At 61.0% G+C, this 17,168-nt stretch carries 15 protein-coding genes, 1 tRNA gene, 1 other RNA gene and 1 pseudogene; 3 read left to right on the top strand and 15 right to left on the bottom strand.

Annotated features, from left to right (window positions below; genetic code table 11):
• Window positions 1–6: 6 nt before the first annotated feature.
• The 11 genes from mraZ to dapF all read right to left on the bottom strand — a co-directional run bounded on the left by mraZ (window position 7) and on the right by dapF (window position 10,837).
• The gene (mraZ, locus tag QZW03_RS09255; protein WP_296509700.1) at window positions 7–435 is read right to left on the bottom strand and encodes a division/cell wall cluster transcriptional repressor MraZ; all 429 of its coding nucleotides are present in this window, start codon (window positions 433–435) and stop codon (window positions 7–9) included.
• Window positions 436–695: 260 nt separating this feature from the next.
• Entirely contained in the window at window positions 696–2,027 is a 1,332-nt protein-coding gene (hslU, locus tag QZW03_RS09250; RefSeq protein ID WP_296509699.1) for an ATP-dependent protease ATPase subunit HslU, read from the bottom strand.
• A 24-nt stretch (window positions 2,028–2,051) separates the two neighbouring features.
• Window positions 2,052–2,597 (bottom strand): ATP-dependent protease subunit HslV, encoded by a 546-nt coding sequence (gene hslV / locus QZW03_RS09245; protein ID WP_296509698.1) that lies wholly within the window; start codon window positions 2,595–2,597, stop codon window positions 2,052–2,054.
• A gap of 66 nt (window positions 2,598–2,663) precedes the next feature.
• Complete coding sequence (locus QZW03_RS09240; RefSeq protein ID WP_296509697.1) at window positions 2,664–4,454, bottom strand: hypothetical protein; 1,791 nt, start codon at window positions 4,452–4,454, stop codon at window positions 2,664–2,666.
• A gap of 32 nt (window positions 4,455–4,486) precedes the next feature.
• Window positions 4,487–5,437, bottom strand: a complete 951-nt coding sequence (gene dksA / locus QZW03_RS09235) for an RNA polymerase-binding protein DksA (RefSeq protein ID WP_296509696.1) — start codon at window positions 5,435–5,437, stop codon at window positions 4,487–4,489.
• Between the two features lie 238 nt (window positions 5,438–5,675).
• The gene (locus QZW03_RS09230; RefSeq protein ID WP_296509695.1) at window positions 5,676–6,734 is read right to left on the bottom strand and encodes a GTP-binding protein; all 1,059 of its coding nucleotides are present in this window, start codon (window positions 6,732–6,734) and stop codon (window positions 5,676–5,678) included.
• Between the two features lie 95 nt (window positions 6,735–6,829).
• Entirely contained in the window at window positions 6,830–8,011 is a 1,182-nt protein-coding gene (locus QZW03_RS09225; protein WP_296509694.1) for a class I SAM-dependent rRNA methyltransferase, read from the bottom strand.
• A 109-nt stretch (window positions 8,012–8,120) separates the two neighbouring features.
• Window positions 8,121–8,196 (bottom strand) — tRNA-Gly (locus QZW03_RS09220).
• A gap of 83 nt (window positions 8,197–8,279) precedes the next feature.
• Window positions 8,280–9,239: a tyrosine recombinase XerC gene (locus QZW03_RS09215; protein ID WP_296509693.1), complete on the bottom strand. Its 960-nt coding sequence runs from the start codon at window positions 9,237–9,239 to the stop codon at window positions 8,280–8,282.
• Between the two features lie 13 nt (window positions 9,240–9,252).
• Window positions 9,253–9,951, bottom strand: coding sequence for a DUF484 family protein (locus QZW03_RS09210; protein ID WP_296509691.1), 699 nt, complete (start codon window positions 9,949–9,951; stop codon window positions 9,253–9,255).
• A gap of 16 nt (window positions 9,952–9,967) precedes the next feature.
• A complete protein-coding gene (dapF, locus tag QZW03_RS09205; protein WP_296509690.1) occupies window positions 9,968–10,837 on the bottom strand; it encodes a diaminopimelate epimerase in 870 nt (289 codons plus the stop codon).
• A gap of 103 nt (window positions 10,838–10,940) precedes the next feature.
• On the opposite strand from dapF, the pseudogene QZW03_RS09200 reads away from it, so the two are divergent.
• Window positions 10,941–11,822: pseudogene (locus QZW03_RS09200) on the top strand (MBL fold metallo-hydrolase); the annotation flags it as partial.
• A complete protein-coding gene (locus tag QZW03_RS09195) occupies window positions 11,819–13,024 on the top strand; it encodes a S4 domain-containing protein (protein ID WP_296509689.1) in 1,206 nt (401 codons plus the stop codon). The pseudogene QZW03_RS09200 and the gene QZW03_RS09195, both read left to right, overlap by 4 nt.
• A 10-nt stretch (window positions 13,025–13,034) precedes the next feature.
• On the opposite strand, the gene QZW03_RS09190 is transcribed toward QZW03_RS09195, so the two are convergent.
• On the bottom strand, window positions 13,035–13,463 hold the full coding sequence (locus QZW03_RS09190; RefSeq protein ID WP_296509688.1) for a CBS domain-containing protein: 429 nt from the start codon (window positions 13,461–13,463) through the stop codon (window positions 13,035–13,037).
• 49 nt (window positions 13,464–13,512) lie between these two features.
• An RNA gene (rnpB, locus tag QZW03_RS09185) (RNase P RNA component class A) lies at window positions 13,513–13,857 on the bottom strand.
• A 116-nt stretch (window positions 13,858–13,973) separates the two neighbouring features.
• Between rnpB and cysK the strand changes: the two genes are divergently transcribed.
• Window positions 13,974–14,891, top strand: coding sequence for a cysteine synthase A (gene cysK, locus QZW03_RS09180; RefSeq protein ID WP_296509687.1), 918 nt, complete (start codon window positions 13,974–13,976; stop codon window positions 14,889–14,891).
• A 14-nt stretch (window positions 14,892–14,905) separates the two neighbouring features.
• On the opposite strand, the gene eutC is transcribed toward cysK, so the two are convergent.
• Together eutC and QZW03_RS09170 are read right to left on the bottom strand one after the other, a co-directional pair.
• The gene (eutC, locus tag QZW03_RS09175) at window positions 14,906–15,739 is read right to left on the bottom strand and encodes an ethanolamine ammonia-lyase subunit EutC (RefSeq protein ID WP_296509686.1); all 834 of its coding nucleotides are present in this window, start codon (window positions 15,737–15,739) and stop codon (window positions 14,906–14,908) included.
• Window positions 15,740–15,747: 8 nt separating this feature from the next.
• Window positions 15,748–17,148: an ethanolamine ammonia-lyase subunit EutB gene (locus tag QZW03_RS09170; RefSeq protein WP_296509685.1), complete on the bottom strand. Its 1,401-nt coding sequence runs from the start codon at window positions 17,146–17,148 to the stop codon at window positions 15,748–15,750.
• Window positions 17,149–17,168 lie beyond the last annotated feature (20 nt).

The raw sequence follows: 17,168 nt of genomic DNA, 5'->3' as shown, positions 1-17,168 counted from the left end.
CAGGCCTTAAAAAGAAAAGTCCTTGAAGACATCGGGCATCTCGCCCTGCATCGCCTTGGCCTCTTGTTCGTCGTAGGTCGCTTTGTCCCACAACTCAAAATGATTCCCCATGCCAAGCAGCATGGTGTCTTTGGCAATTCCGGCAGATTCGCGGAGCTCAGGGGAAATCAGGACACGACCGGTGCCATCCATGTCGACATCCATGGCATTTCCGAGAAATATCCGCTTCCACCACTGCGCCGACATGGGCAGCGCAGCAATACGCTCCCGGAATTTCTCCCACTCGGGGCGCGGAAACACCATCAAGCATCCGTGCGGGTGTTTGGTGATCGTGAGTTGGCCGGCCGCAGTCGCGCTCAAGACGTCACGATGCCGTGTCGGCACCGACAGGCGACCTTTGGCATCAAGACTGAGAGACGAAGCCCCTTGGAACACGGAAGAACCACCTTTTCACTGCGACGGCATTCAAACAGCAATTTCAGGGCACTTTTCACCACTTAATTGCACTTTTTTGCACTGTATCAGCAAAAGGGTTATTCGCAAGATGCCTTGCGCGAATTTTTTCCAATGAAATCAAGGACTTAGACGCGTTTCTAAAGGCTGCGAGACCTCAAAAACCGTTCTAAATTAAGCACTTAGCAGTGGCTCTGAAAGTGATGCTTGAAGCGAATACCGTTTATCCGTTTTTTCACGAATCACAGAATAAATCGGGACAAATCTTCGTCCTGGCTGAGCGCTCCCAGACGTTGCTCAACATAGTCGGCATCGATCTGGACTGTTTGTCCGCCCAGATCATCCGCATTGAAGCTCACGTCATCGAGCAGTCGCTCCATGACCGTGGCCAAACGGCGGGCGCCGATGTTTTCAGTGCGCTCATTGACCTCAAACGCTATCTGGGCCAAACGGGTTATGCCTTGGGGCGTGAATTCCAGCTTCACCCCCTCGGTGGCCAGAAGTGCCTGGTATTGCTTGATCAACGACGCGTGGGTCTGCGTCAAGATAGCTTCAAAGTCCTGAATCGACAGGGATTGCAATTCGACCCGGATGGGAAAGCGCCCTTGCAACTCCGGAATCAAATCACTGGGCTTGCTCAGGTGAAAAGCACCCGATGCAACAAACAAAATGTGGTCCGTTTTCACCATGCCGTATTTGGTGGTAACGGTGGTTCCCTCCACCAACGGAAGCAGGTCGCGCTGCACCCCTTGCCGGGACACCTCGGCGCCACTCCCCTCACTGCGGGAGGTGACCTTATCAATTTCATCGATAAACACAATGCCGCTTTGCTCCAAGTTCTGGATCGCTTGGGTCTTGATGTGCTCTTCGTTGACCAACTTGGCGGCCTCTTCCTCGGCCAGGAGCTTCGCAGCCTCGGCAATTCGCAACTTGCGGGTCTGCTTTTTGCCTTGCCCTATCTGGCCGAACAGCCCGCGAAGTTGCTCTGTCATTTCCTCCATACCCGCTGGCCCCATGACTTCGAGATTGGGCGCAGGCATGGCGAGATCTAACTCAATCTCGCGGTCATCAAGTTGCCCCTCCCGCAGCTTCTTGCGGAAGGTCTGTCGGGTGCTGCTCTCCGGCGAGTCTGTCACAGACGAGCTGCCATCTCCCCGTGGCAGGGGCACCAGGATGTCCAGGATGCGCTCTTCCGCGGCCTCTTCGGCACGACGGGCCACCTTGTGCTTTTCCTGCTCTCTCGTTTGCTTGATGGCTATTTCCGCCAAGTCGCGGATGATGGCATCTACATCTTTTCCCACGTAGCCGACTTCGGTAAATTTGGTCGCTTCCACCTTAATGAAAGGCGCATCCGCCAGCCGGGCGAGTCGCCGGGCGATTTCGGTTTTACCGACACCGGTGGGCCCGATCATCAAGATGTTTTTGGGCGTGATTTCCTGGCGCAAATCCCCTTCCACCATTTGGCGGCGCCAGCGGTTGCGCAAGGCAATCGCGACTGCGCGCTTGGCCTGTGCCTGACCAACAATATGTTTGTCCAACTCGGCAACGATGCCTTGAGGTGTGAGTGTTTGCATAACAGCGAATCAGAAATCAAAAAATTACAAGGTCTCGATCGTGTGGTGCATGTTGGTGTAGATGCACAGTTCGCCGGCAATTTCCAGCGAGCGCTTCACGATCTCTGCAGCGGGCAGATCCGAATGGTTGAGTAGAGCGACCGCTGCCGCCTGGGCATACGCACCACCCGAACCGATGGTGACAATGCCATTCTCCGGCTCCAACACATCTCCATTGCCGGTGATGATCAAGGATGCATCTTTGTCGGCGACTGCCAGCATCGCCTCCAGCTTTCGCAACACGCGGTCGGTGCGCCAATCTTTGGTGAGTTCAATGGCGGCTCGCACCAGATGGCCCTGGTGCTTTTCCAACTTGGCTTCAAAACGCTCAAACAAGGTAAAAGCGTCTGCTGTTGCCCCGGCAAACCCCGCCAAAACCTTGCCATGGTAGAGCTTGCGGACTTTGCGCGCTGTACCTTTGACAACAATATGCCCCAATGTGACTTGCCCATCCCCTCCGATGGCGACCTGCACGCCCTCCGGGGTTTGGCGTCGCACACTGATGATGGTGGTTCCGTGAAATTGTTCCATGGGAGAGAAATAAAGATGAAAGCGGGCAATGCAAGCCCGGGAGGTGCCGCCAACTCGCGACCGAAGTTACAGCGCGCGGGGAATTATCCGGGCGTGTTCGCCGATACCGATCACATTAAAGAAAGCGGCGGCCAGGCGGTGAACGTCTTGAAACTGCACCATACAGCCCTCGGCTTGCCGCAGGGCAACCCAGTTCAAAATGCTTCCTGCCGCCGCGAAGTCCACCCGCACGAGAAACCGGCACGAGATCGACAAGTTGTTGGACGCATCTTTCGCGCTGTCTAAGCCAGCCAGCAGGGCCGCCGCGTCACCCAAGACCTCACCACGCAACTCCTGACTGCTGACCGTAACGGTACCCAGACCCATAGGCACTGTCGCAATGAAATCGGCCGTTGACCCACCCACAGCGCGAGGGCTCCACGTCGCGTAGTCACAGCGCGGCGGCTCCCATGCGGGGGGCGAGACCTCATAGGTAACGCAGTAGTCCAGTGCCACCAGCTCAAACTCATCGAGCAGCTGCATGGTCCGCAAGGCATTCAGGCGCACATTCCACCATGACGACTCTACCGATCTGACGGAAGAGGGTGTCGCCGCTTTCAGTGCCTCGAGAAGCGCATCTGCGCCCACGAATCGCAAGGCAACCGGCTCATCACAAAGACTGGAGAAAAGTCCGCCCAACAAGCCCATGGCCTCAGGGTCGATACGCCGCACGCCACCCCAAGCGAGCGTCCACGGCATCGCTTGGCTTGCCAAGACCGAGCGCAAGGACTCCATCGCAGCCACATCCAGCACAGCAGGACTGGTCCACATGGCGGCCTCCGTGCCGAACTCGCCTGGTACCGACTCTGGCACAAAGGGGGCCGCTGCCGTCGTGTCGGATCCGAATGCGGTATCCAGAATCATGACTTCCCAACCGGGGACGCGACCATTCCAAAGATGGGCGAACTCCACCGTAGCCCAGTCGAACTTGTCGCGATTCTGGGTGGCACGGTACAAATCCATGAGCGCAGCCGCCCAATTGAAAGCAATTTCAGCGTCCGGCGTTCCACGCTGCAAGGCCTCCAGCAGACCGCTTTCAGCGCCTGCATCGTCACCGTTGGCAAAGCGGATAGCGGCCTCTTCGAGCTCCGGGTCGGTGGTCATATCAGCCACATCCATCGCAAACAACTTCGACGAGGAGAAGCTGACCTCCGACACATCGGCAGTAATGTGCGAGACCGTACCCGTCACCACGGGTGCCAGCGGTATGTGCGTAGACACCGGCGGCATGCCGGCCCCCATCACGGTCGGCGCATATTCTGTCTGAGGACCCGATGAAAACGCCGCCGGTACAGGGCGGCGCTGCGGGTGGTGAGTCCCCGTCGCCTCAGCGGGTGAGGGAATGGACATCGGAAACGCTTCAGTTTCCGGGATGGAATCATCGGGTGTCAGGGCGGGTGCCGCCGGCATGGGTACCGGCATACCCGACATCGCGGCAGGCTGGGCACCCGTCATGGCGTCTTGCTTGCCCTTCCACCACTGCTTGGACATCTGGGCTTCGATTTCGTCAATCTTCTTGAGCGTCACAGCCCGACCATCCGGATCCGTGGGAATGCTGCTCTGAAAGAAAGAGGGTCGGGCAAGGTTCGCCGCGGCCGAAGGGTCCCGATTACGCAATTTACGCAGCTGATCAAACTCACGCTTGCGAACAAAATCGTTTTGCCGCTTGCGCTCGATCATCGCCTTCAGGGCTTGTTTGTCATAGGCACTGTCGGGCTCGGTATCGGTCCGTGACAACTCCGACCAGTCCTTGGTCGGATTGCGGACGAACATCGCCACCTTCGAAAGGAGGCCGGGTCGCTCGTCTTTAGTTGCCATATCCGCCGTGAATAGTTGGGAGTGCCGGAGGATTAATCCCCGAACATTTTCTGCTTGAGTTCACGGCGCTGCTGCGCTTCGAGCGACAAGGTCGCGGTGGGGCGTGCCAACAACCGGCCGACGCCGATGGGCTCACCGGTTTCATCGCAGTAGCCATAGTCGCCTGAATCAATGCGGCCGATGGACTGCTCGATTTTCTTCAGCAGCTTGCGCTCGCGGTCCCGTGTACGCAGCTCCAAGGCGTGCTCTTCCTCAATCGTTGCACGATCCGCAGGATCAGGCACCACCGATGTGTCTTCACGCAGGTGCTCGGTCGTCTCTCCGGCACTGGCCAAAATGCCACGCTTGAGCTCAACAAGCTTCAGACGGAAGTAGGCCATCTGCATCTCGTTCATGTATTCAGAATCAGGCATCGCCAACAGTTCAGCATCCGTCATTTCGGTCACCGTTTTGTTTTTCCAATTATTGGCAAGTTTCGCGTCTTTTTTCACAATAGCAGGGATCACGGGGGCAATAACAGGGGACGACATAGACTGGTTATAACTCGCTTTTGCAGCGGTTGACGCCACAGACTGCGCCATGGACGGCACGGTCAGCTGCGCCAAGCGTGAAGAGGGGCGCCCGGCTTTCGCAGGCGCAGCCACGACAGGAGCAGCAACAGGCGCCGCCACGACTTTGGCAGCGACCTTCTCCACTACAGCTTTCGCCTTTGCAGGAGCCGCCGCTTTGACAGTGGACTTGACGGGTGCTTTTTCAGCGACTTTGGTAGAAGTTTTCACAGGGGCAGGAACCGGTTTTTTGACAGCGGCTGGGCTGCTCATGGGGGTAGCGACAGGTGCTTTAGCGGCTGTTTTAGCAACCGGCTTGGCGGTGGATTTGGCAGCGGCCTTGACGGCAACTGGGGCTGCGGCCTTTTTTGCAGGAGGCTTGGCTTTGGTGGGGGCCTCTTTGGCCTTGCTATCTTTCCCGGATTTCGCGTTCACTTCTTGTCTCCTGGCAGGTTCGGCCTGCACATCGTCGCTGGTGGCTGCAGTCGCCTTGGGGTCCTTTAAGGGCCTCTCAGAGCGGGTTTCTTCGGCGCGCGAGTGTACAGGCTTACCCAGAGGAAAACCCATTAGTTGCAAAATCGAGACAAACATAGCACTCCCTGCCCTCGTTTCCTGTTGAACCGGATCACGGGCGGGGCGGTGACAGCGCCCCGGGCCCATGAAGAATGGGTGTTTACACCAGCGACTGCTCCATGCCTTGCAAGAAGATGTCTTTGGGCAAATCGATACCGATGAACACCATCTTGCTCATCCGCACTTCAGCCTCGCCCCAGGCTGGGCCCAAATCGCTGCCCATGAGCTGGTGCACGCCCTGGAAAATCACCTTGCGGTCGGTGCCCTTCATATTCAGCACGCCCTTGTAGCGGAGCATGCGCGGGCCATAAATATTGACAATGGCGCCCAAAAAGTCTTCGAGCTTGGCCGGATCAAACGGGCGCTCCGACTTGAAAACAAAGCTTTTAACGTCGTCATCATGGTGATGGTGGTGGCCATGCCCTTCGTGCCCATGGTCGCGCTGGTGCGAGGGATGGTCGCAATGCTCGCCGTGTTCATGATCATGGTCGTGGTGATCGTCGTCCTTCAGAAAGTCCGGATCGATGTCGAGCTTGGCATTCAGGTTAAAGCCACGCAGATCAAACACCTCGCTGATGGCCACATCCCCGAAATGCACAGCCTTTTGCGGCGCACGCGGGTTCATGTGCTTGATGCGGTGCATCAGCGCGTCAAGCTCGTCTTTGGACACCAGATCAGACTTGCTGATGAAGATCTGATCGGCAAAACCGATCTGGCGGCGCGCCTCCTGCCGGTCGTTGAGCTGCTGCACCGCGTGTTTGGCGTCCACCAGGGTCAGGATGGAGTCCAGCAGGTACGTCTCTGCAATCTCGTCATCCATGAAAAAGGTCTGCGCCACCGGGCCGGGGTCAGCTACGCCAGTGGTTTCGATCACCACACGCTCAAAGTTCAACTCACCCTTGCGCTTTTTCTCGGCAAGGTCCTTGAGCGTCGTGCGCAGGTCTTCGCGGATGGTGCAGCAGACGCAGCCGTTGCTCATCTGGATGATTTGCTCGTTGGTGTCACTCACCAGAATGTCGCTATCGATGTTTTCTTCACCGAACTCGTTTTCAATCACGGCGATCTTCTGGCCGTGGGCCTCGGCCAACACGCGCTTGAGCAAGGTGGTTTTACCGGAACCCAGAAAACCGGTCAGGATGGTGGCAGGAATCAAGCTCATCGTTCAGTCCAAAAATGGTGCAGTGCAAAAGGGGCAATTGGGAGTGTAGTCAGCAAATTCAAGATCAGGCGCGCGCCTGCCTCTCACCGCAAGGTTCAGCGCCGCATGACGACCAGCCCCTTGAGGTACTCCCCCTCAGGGAACGCAATGGTCATCGGGTGGTCGGGTGCGCCGCCCATGCGCTCGGTAATGTAGCCATCTACCCCTGCGTCCGAGCCGGCTCCAGCAATAATTTTGTGGAACAGGTCAGCGCTGATGCCGCCCGAGCAGCTGTAGGTAAACAGCACCCCGCCGGGCTCGAGCAACTTAAAGGCCAAGCGGTTGATGTCCTTGTAGGCGCGCGCAGCCCGCTCGGCGTGGGCCACCGTAGGTGCAAACTTGGGCGGGTCGAGGATGATGGCGTCAAACGTGCGCCCTTCTGCGGCAAAGGCGCGCAAACTCGCATTCACATCGGCATCCATGAACGTGGCGCGGCTGGCATCAAACCCGTTCAACGCCACGTTGGCCGCCGCCTTGGCAATCGCGGGGCCACTGGAGTCAATAGAGGTGACATGCCCGGCGCCGCCCGACAGGGCCGCCACGGTAAAGCCACCGGTGTAGCAGTAGCAGTTCAGCACGCGCTGGAAACCCAAGCGGCGGGTCGTTTCAGCAAAACGCTTTCGGCTATCGCGCTGATCCAGGTAGAAACCGGTCTTGTGGCCTTCTGCGATGCTGAGTGCCAGCTTCCACTCATGCTCTTGCAGCACGAGGTCTGTGGCGCCCTCGCCGCGCAGCCAGCCCGTGGCCTCCGGCAAACCCTCCAGAGCGCGGCTGCTCGCGTCCGACCGCTCGTACAACTTGGTCAGGCCGGTGGCCGCAAGCAGCGCGTCGGCGATCACGTCTTTCCACTTCTCTACGCCGGCCGAGGTGAACTGCGCCACCAGGGTGTCGCCATAGCGGTCGACAATCAAGCCGGGCAAGCCATCCGATTCGCCATGCACCAGCCGGACACCGTCGCTTTTTATGTCAAATCGGGCTCTAGCCCTTACAGATGCTGCGCAAGCAGCTATGAAAAAGCTAGCGTCAATCCGCTGCTTTTCATCAAAACTCCAGATTCGGGCGCGGATTTTGGATTGCGGGCTGAACGCAGCCCATCCCAAAAACTGCCCTTCGGAGGACTCCACGCGCACAGTCTCACCGCTGTCGCCACCGCCTTTGGCAATAGCGGACTCAAAAATCCAAGGATGACGGCGCAACAAGGAGCGCTCTTTGCCAGCGCGCAGACGGATATTTTTCATGGGGTGTATTGTCGCTTGAGGCGCGCCGCAGCCCGCATGCGCGGAATCTGACGCTGAAAACAAAAAAGGCCAGCGGAGGCTGACCTTTTTTGAACCCCGGAGGGTGGATTGGAGCGGGAAAAGAGGTTCGAACTCTCGACCTATACCTTGGCAAGGTATCGCTCTACCAACTGAGCTATTCCCGCGTTGCAAGACCACGATTATATACCGCGTTTTTCACCTTCGCAAGCAAGCGCGCAATTTTTTTGAAAAAAGCAGGGCGCGCCTTTCAGCGCTTGAGCTTCGCCCGCGGATGCGCGGCATCGTAGGCCTTGGCCAAATGCTGAAAATCCAGCCGGGTGTAGACCTGCGTGGTGGTGATATTGGCATGCCCCAGCAACTCCTGCACACCCCGCAAGTCACCGCTGCTCTGCAGAACATGGCTGGCAAAAGAGTGCCGCAACATATGAGGATGCACGGGTACCCCGAGTCCTGCGAGTTGGCTGCGGCGCCGCAGCCGCTGCCAGATGCTCTGGGCCGTAAGTCGGGTGCCATTGCGCCCGGTAAAGAGGGCAGCCGCTGCATCTGCCCCAGAGGCAGGCACAGGCGCAGCGCCGGGAGTGCCTGTTGGACCGCGCAGCGCGAGCCAGCGCTCCAATGCCTGCAAAGCACTGGCCCCCACCGGCACACTGCGCCGCTTGGAGCCCTTCCCCAGCACATGGGCCTCTGCGGCCTGCAGGTCCACCCAGCCCTTGGCGTCCTTGCCGGCCACCACATCCAGGCCTACCAACTCGCCGACCCGCAAGCCACTGCCGTAAAGCAGCTCCACCATGGCGGCATCCCGTGCCTCGAACCACGCGTCGTCATCGCTCTCAAAATCAGCGAACTGCACCGCGTCATCCACGGCCAGCGCTTTGGGCAAGGGCTTGGGGGCTTTGGGCGAGCGCACGTCTTGCACCGGATTGCTGGTGACCAGACCCTCGCGGCCCAGCCACGCATAAAAACCCCGCCAGCCGGACAGAATGAGGGCAATGCCACGGCCGCTGCGGCCGGCACTGTGCATCTGAGCCACCCAGCGGCGGATATGGTGGTTGTGCACCGCCTCCAAAGAGACACCCGCCCGCCCGGCCTGCTCGCAGAGGCGGGCCAGGTCCAGGGTGTAGAGCTCGACGGTGCGCGCTGCCAGACGCTTCTCGAAGCGCACAAACTCCAGGTACTTGTCTACCAGCGCCTGGTCGCCCGGAGTCATGGCAGTTCGCGATTTAGCGCAGGCGCGACAAGGCCGCGCTGGCGATTTCGCCGATGCGGGCCAGGAAATCGGTCCCCATGCCGCTGTTAAAGCGCTGGGCGTCGCTGGAGGCCAGAACCAATATACCGAAGGCGGGTGCCGTGCTGCCGGCCATGCCGCTGCGCAGCGGAATCAAGGCCAACGACGTGATGTTGGCCGGCTCCTCCAGCCAGCTCACGGCCTCAAAGCCGGTGTTGAGCCCGCAAAAAGGCTCGTTCAAGGAGGTGGCAAACACCTTGGCGTCTTCGCTCACCGACTGCGCGGCAGGAATACCGGCAAACGCCTCCGCCACACCCCACACCCGCAAGCCGACCTGCGGCACCGAAAACTGGTCTTTGATTTCCCGGACGATCTCTACCGGCAACTCCGCCGGATTGATGGTGAGGAACAAAGTGCGGGCCCAGCGCAAAATTTTGTCGGAGAGCATGACGTTCTCATTGCCATGGCGGATCATTTCCATGATGCGCTGCTCCAGCAATTTGATCTTCTCGCGCAGCATTTCCGCCTGACGTTCTTGCAGGCTCACCGCGCGGTGGCTGTGCGGACTGGTGAACTGCACCGTGGCTAGCAACTCCGCATGGCGCTGAAAGAAGTCGGGGTTGTTGGCCAGAAAGTTGGCAATGTCGTCTTCGGTGATCGGGTTGGCCAAAGCCTGTTGGTTGGTTGTTGTCATAGCAGTCAGAGTCTGGTTATTCGGGAATGTCGATTTCGCCGCGGAACACAGTGGTGGCCGGGCCGGTCATAAAGACGGAGTGGCCCATGCCGGCCCACGCAATAGTGAGCATGCCGCCGCGGGTCTGGACATCGACCCGCGCGTCCAGCAAGCCCAGCCGGATGCCGGCCACGACGGCGGCACAAGCGCCCGTGCCGCAGGCTAGGGTTTCACCCACGCCGCGCTCGTACACCCGCAGGCGCACGGCGGTGCGGCTGACGACTTGCAGAAACCCCACGTTCACGCCTTGCAGAAAACGGGCATCCGCCTGCACCTGCGGCCCCAACACGCCCACAGCCGCCGTGTCCACATCGGCCACCAGCGTCACGGCATGGGGGTTGCCCATCGAGACAGTTGCTACCAAAAGAGGAGCGCCTTGCGCAGTATCGGCGAGGGCCAGAGGCCAATTCCCCCATGAACCCATGGCCTGCAGGCTCAGGCCGCTGTCGTCAAACGGAATCTCGGCGGGCGCAAACACCGGCGCACCCATGTCTACCGTCACCCGGCCATCCAGCGTGAGCAGGGGCTCGATCACCCCTTTCATGGTCTTGACGCGGATGCGGTCTTTGGTGGTCAGGCCCTGGTCGCGCACAAAACGGGCAAAGCAGCGCGAGCCGTTGCCGCACTGCTCGACCTCGTTGCCGTCCGCGTTGTGGATCACGTATTCGAAGTCAATGCCGTCTGCGGGCGAGGGGCGCACAGTCAGGATCTGATCGGCGCCTATACCGAAATGGCGATCGCCCAGGAAGCGGTAATGCGCGGGAGTCAGGCCGAGTCGGCCACGGGTTTCGTCGAGCACGACGAAGTCGTTGCCCGCGCCCTGCATTTTGGTGAACTGGATTCGCATCGTTTCATTATCCCCGTTTGGCGTCACAATCCGCCGCATGGCCCGACCCACCTCTCTCCTGACCGGCGAACTCTCGCCGGCCGCCGCCTCGCTCGTTGACGCCTGGCAAACCGACCGCCCCACGCCCTTGCTGCGCAATGTGTGGCGCCTCACCGCACCCAACCCCGGCGTCATGACCGGCCCGGGCACCAACAGCTACCTGGTGGGGGAGCCCGCGACAGGGTTCACCGTGATCGACCCGGGCCCTGCCGACCCCGACCACCTTCAGCGCCTCTGGCAAGCCGCCGCATTTGAAGACGGCACCGGCGGCAACATTCTGCGGATTGTGTGCACCCACTCGCACCCCGACCACTCGCCGGGTGCTGCGCCATTGCAGGCGCTGTGCCAAGGCGGACCGCCCATTCTGGGTCTGCCCTCGGCGCCCACCGCACGCGCGGCCAGTGCGTTCACACCGGATCGACCGCTATTAAATCAGGAGCTGCTCGCGCATATGCTGCCTGGGCTGGACGTCGAAAGCGCTCTAAAACCAGCGCATACCCTGCAGGTGATTTACACCCCCGGCCATGCGGCCAACCACGTGTGCCTGCTGCTGGAAGAAGACGGCCTGCTCTTCAGCGGCGACCATATTCTCAATGGCAGCACCACCGTGATTGACCCGCCCGACGGCAATATGCACGACTACCTGCAGTCGCTGGACGCGCTGAGCGCCGCCTGCGAGGCACACCAGGTGCAGTTCATCCTGCCGGCCCACGGCCATGTGATGGAGAACGCGGGCTTGGCCATTGCCCACCTCAAGACCCACCGGCTCAAGCGCGAAGCCAAAATCGCCGCGGTGATGCAGGCGCACCCTCTGGGCAGCCTGGACGACTGGCTGACCCTGGCCTATGACGACGTAGACCCGCGCATCTGGCCGGTGGCCAAACGCTCGTTGATGGCCCATGTCGAACGCATTTACGCCCTGGACAACCAAAAAGGCCGGCCATGAACCGCAACACCCTGAAACTCAACCCCGCCGCTGCCAAAACCAAGCGCCTGCCTGCGGGCCAGACCCCTGCGCGCCAAGCCACCCCGGCCCCGCGTCCTGCTAGCGCGCCGTCTCTCGCGCCCCGCGCCAGCGCGGCACGACCTCCCAGCGCGGCACGCCCGGCAGGCAACCGCCCACCCCGCAGCAACGACGGCCCGGCCCACCCGCGCCCGGCAGGCAACGCTGCGCGCGATGGAGCGCCTCCTCACCCACTGCGCAGCCGACCTGCGGACGGCCATCCGCGGGCCCCCGAGCGTGCGGGCGCAGCGCGTCCACCCCGGGCAGAGTCTGCAGGCCCCCGCAGCGCAGCCCGCCCGGCTGGCGGCGCTATTCCGCGTCAGCGGCCTGCACCCGCAGCCCTGCCTGACACCGGTGAGCGGCTCTCTAAAAAAGTCATGCAACTCAAGGACTGCTCGCGCAAAGAGGCCGAGCAGTACATTGAAGGCGGCTGGGTCCAGGTCAATGGCAAGGTGGTTGAAGAGCCTCAGCACCGCGTGGACCGTGAAACCATCACCCTGGACCCCAACGCCAGCCTGATGGAGCTCACCCCGGTGACCCTGCTGCTGAACAAACCCTCCGGGCACACCGACGGGCTGGAAGAACTCCCCACACCACCTCGCGCGGGTGGCGCGCCCCGCCCGCCTGCGCGCGGCGCCAAGCTGCCGCCGCCCAACGCCCGCCTCTTGCTCACTCCCGCCCAGCACTGGGAGGGCGATGCCAGTGAGACCCGGGTCTTGAAGCGCCATTTCAACCACCTAGAAGCCGATGTCGAGCTCGAGAACGGGGCCACCGGTCTGGTGGTGTTCACCCAAGACTGGCGTACCACCCGCAAACTCACCGAAGACATGGGCACCATGGAACATGAGTTTCTGGTGGAAGTGCAAGGTGAAGTCGAGCCCGATGCTCTCAAACCCATCGGCTATGCGCTCAAAGACGAGCGCTTGGACCTACCGCAGGTGAAGGTGAGTGTGAGCAGCAGCACGCCGGAGATGAGCCGTATCCGCTTCGCGGTCAAAGGGTCACACCCCGGCTTGATCGCGTTTTTGTGTAAAAAGGCGGGGCTCAACATCCTCGCCATGAAACGCGTCCGCCTCGGCCGCGTGACTTTGGCCGACTTGCCGGTAGGCCAGTGGCGCTACCTGGCGGGGTGGGAGAAGTTTTAAGCGGAGCCGCTCAGCTCGCGATGTAGCTTTGCAGCTGGCTGATGGTCTGTTCGTGGTCCTTGATGATGTCGTCCATCAGGTCACGGATAGAGATCATACCCAGCACCTTGTTGCCGTCGACCACCGGCAAGTGGCGGATCTTCTTCTGGCTCATCAAGGCCATGCACTCCTGCGTGCGCGTCTTGGGGCCGACCACCATGACCTGCGAGGTCATGATGTCTCGCACCTTGGTGTCTTTGGAAGAGCGGCCTGCCAGCGCGATTTTGCGGGTGTAGTCCCGCTCCGAGAAGATGCCGACGAGCTTGTCGCCCTCCATCACCATGAGTGCGCCGACGTTGCAGTCGGCCAGCATTTCAAGCGCCTGGAAGACGCTGTCATCCGGGTTCAAGCTCCAGACAGAGCCCCCGTGTTTCTCCAACAGTTCCAGAATCGGTCGCATAGAGCCTCCGCCAAAAACACTGTGAAGACACAACCATACAACAAATAAAGTGTGAAGCCCACCGATAAGCCGGATTCTGTGCATGGGGTTTCCCCCACGTGACCACCATTACTCTGGGCCGCTGGTCACCCAAACGGCTCGATGCTACCTACCCGCCAACTCCGGGGGCCCCGTCAACGTTGGCCTACTTGGTATTGCTGCGCGTAGAGATTGCCCGTTTCACCCGAACTCAATCGGCTCGTCTCTGTTGCTCTAATCCTCACCTTAGGGCCACTGGCTTGCGCCAACAGCTTGTCGGTGGACAGTCGTTAACTGCTACGCTGCCCTATGCAGTCCGGACGTTCCTCCAGTGCTCGGTTTCCCGAATTGCACCAGCGGTGGTCTGGCGGGCTTCACCCCCCGATTATCGGGCCTGCCGACGCCGGAATATCGATATGCGCAAACTGTCGCTAGCAATTCACGGCTTTGCTACAAAATAATCAGCTGAACACCCCATTACGGAGACACCCCATGGCATTCGATAACGTCCTGCAAACCATTGGCAACACGCCCCACATCCGCATCAACAAATTGTTTGGTACCAGCCACAAGGTCTATGTGAAGAGTGAGCGCACCAATCCGGGTGGCTCCATCAAGGACCGCATCGCCTTGGCCATGATCGAAGACGCAGAGCGCAGCGGCGCGCTGCAACCCGGCGCCACCATCATTGAGCCCACCTCCGGCAACACCGGCGTGGGCTTGGCCTTGGTCGCAGCGGTCAAGGGCTACAAGCTGATTCTGGTCATGCCCGACAGCATGTCCATCGAGCGCCGCCGCCTCATGTTGGCCTACGGTGCCAGTTTCGACCTGACCCCGCGCGAAAAAGGCATGAAGGGCGCTATTGCCCGCGCCGAAGAGCTCAAGGCGCAGACCCCCGGTGCCTGGATTCCCCAGCAGTTTGAAAACCCCGCCAATATCGACGTGCACGTGCGCACCACGGCCCTCGAAATCGCGAATGACTTCCCCCAGGGCGTGGACTACATCATCACCGGCGTGGGCACCGGCGGGCACCTGAGCGGTGTGGCCCAAGTGCTCAAAGCCCAATGGCCGCAACTCAAAGTGTTTGCTGTGGAGCCCACCGCGTCGCCCGTCATCAGCGGTGGCGCACCGGCGCCCCACCCGATTCAGGGCATTGGTGCAGGCTTTATCCCTAAAAATCTGAAGACAGACCTGCTGGATGGCGTGATTCAGGTCGAAGCCGAAGCGGCCCGCGAGTACGGCCGCCGCAGTGCACGTGAGGAAGGTTTGCTGGTCGGCATTTCCAGCGGCGCAACCTTAGCCGCGATTGCGCAGAAACTGCCCGAGATCCCCGCAGGCAGCACCGTGCTGGGCTTCAACTACGACACGGGCGAACGCTACCTGTCGGTCGAAGGCTATTTGCCTGCCTGACACCAGGCCGCGGCTTATTTCAGCAAGAAGTTACCGTGGCCTGCGTTTAAGGTGGTAGCGGCCGTGGCGGTTTCGTCTTTCAAGTCCACGCCGGAGAGCTGGCGCTGGCGGGATTGGGTGAGCAAATAGTGCAGCTTGTAGGCGGCCTCGTCCACCACCAGTCCGGCGGGCCGCACATTGGAAATGCAGTTGCGGCTTGCGTCCGTGAGCCCCACGCGGGGCATCCAGGTCAGGTACAGGCCCATGCTGTCGGGCGAGCTCAAGCCCGGTCGCTCCCCGATCAACACCACCACCGCTTTCGCACCCAGAGCCTGCCCGATCTCATCGCCAACGGCGACACGGGCCTGGCGCACCACACACAGGGGCGCAACCGTCCAGCCCTCCCCCGCCATGCGCCGGTGCAGCGCGGCAAGAAAGGGGGCCGCGTTTTGCTCAATCGCCAAGGCCGACAAACCATCCGCCAGCACGAAGGCCACGTCAAAACCCCGGTCGTCTAATGCGCCGGGTTGCGGTGCGCTAGCGGGCGCCAGCAGTTCGCGCGACGCCAGGTCAAGCCTGCGGCCCAAGTCGGGGCGTTGCAGATACTGGTTGCGGTCGGCCGCAGCGCTGTGCAGCTGAAACAAAGCGCCGGGCAGGCCCGGCCACGCAGCGCTGAGCTGCTCTGCCAAGGCAGGACCGTCTAAACCGCGGTGCACGGCGTCGCGCGCCTGCGCGTGGGCGAGCTGGAACGCAAGGTGCGCGTTGGTGGGCAAGCTCACGCCGGAGCGGCCCAAGGCAATGCGCGCATCGGTGAACTGGCGCAATGCCGCCCAAGGGTTGGCGGTGACGGGAGAGTGTGGGTCAGACATGCATCACCTCAGGCCAAGGGCAACAAAGCCTGCGCGAACGCGGCGGGCAGCGCGGATGGCAACACCAGGTCAGCGCCCTGCCCCTGAAAAATATTCATGCGTTGCAACCAAGCCTCGAACTCGGGTGCCGGCCGCAGGCCCAGTACCTTGCGGGCGTACAAGGCATCGTGAAACGACGTGGTCTGGTAGTTCAGCATGATGTCGTCCGAGCCGGGGATGCCCATCACGAAGTTGCAGCCCGCCGCACCCAGCAGGGTGAGCAGCACATCCATGTCGTTCTGGTCGGCCTCAGCGTGGTTGGTGTAGCAAACATCGCAGCCCATGGGCAGGCCCAGCAACTTGGCACAAAAGTGGTCTTCCAGCCCGGCGCGGATGATCTGCTTGCCGTCAAACAAATACTCCGGGCCGATGAAGCCCACCACCGTGTTTACCAGCAAAGGCTTGAAGGCACGTGCCACTGCATAAGCGCGAGCCTCGCAGGTTTGTTGGTCCATGCCGTGGTGCGCATTAGCGGACAAAGCGCTGCCCTGGCCGGTTTCAAAATACATCACGTTGTCGCCCACCGTGCCACGGTTCAGCGAGAGCGCCGCACTGTGCGCCTCGGCCAACAGTGCCAAATTCAGGCCGAAGCTGCTGTTGGTGGCCTCGGTGCCGCCTATGGACTGGAACACCAGATCCACCGGCGCACCGCGCTCTATGGCCTGAATGGTGTTGGTCACATGGGTGAGCACGCAGCTCTGGGTCGGGATGTCGTAGTGCGCAATCACGTCCGCCATCATGTGCACCAGCTTCATGACTTGCGCCACGTTGTCGGTGGCGGGGTTGATGCCGATCACCGCGTCTCCACTGCCGTAGAGCAGGCCGTCCAGCAAACTCGCAGCGATGCCGGTGACGTCGTCCGTGGGGTGGTTGGGCTGCAAGCGGGTGGCCATGCGGCCGGGCAGGCCGATGGTGTTGCGGAACGCCGTCACCACCTGGCACTTCTTGGCCACCAGAATCAGGTCCTGGTTGCGCATGAGCTTGCTCACGGCAGCCGCCATCTCCGGCGTGATGCCGGGTGCCAAGGCGGTCAGCGCCTCGGTGTTAGCGGCGTCACTGAGCAGCCAATTGCGGAAGTCCCCCACCGTGAGGTGACTCACCGCTGCAAAGGCAGATGCACTATGGGTGTCGAGAATCAGTCGGGTGACTTCATCTGACTCATAGGGCACCAAGGCCTCGGTCAAGAAGGTGCGCAGTGGCAGCGCTGCCAAGGCCATCTGGGCGGCAGCACGCTCCTGCGCGCTGTGCGCCGCCACCCCGGCCAGCAAGTCGCCCGAGCGCATGGGCGTGGCTTTGGCCATCAGGTCTTTGAGATCCCGAAAGCCATAGACATGGCTGGCGACTGTGTGCTGGTAAGGGTGGCTTGGCACGTCAGTGAATCAAAAAAATC

Origin of the sequence: Rhodoferax sp., from assembly GCF_013297935.1 — a bacterium.
Taxonomy (GTDB): domain Bacteria; phylum Pseudomonadota; class Gammaproteobacteria; order Burkholderiales; family Burkholderiaceae_C; genus Allorhodoferax.
Note: the sequence above shows the minus strand (reverse complement) of the source record. Positions and strands in the feature narration are given on the sequence as shown.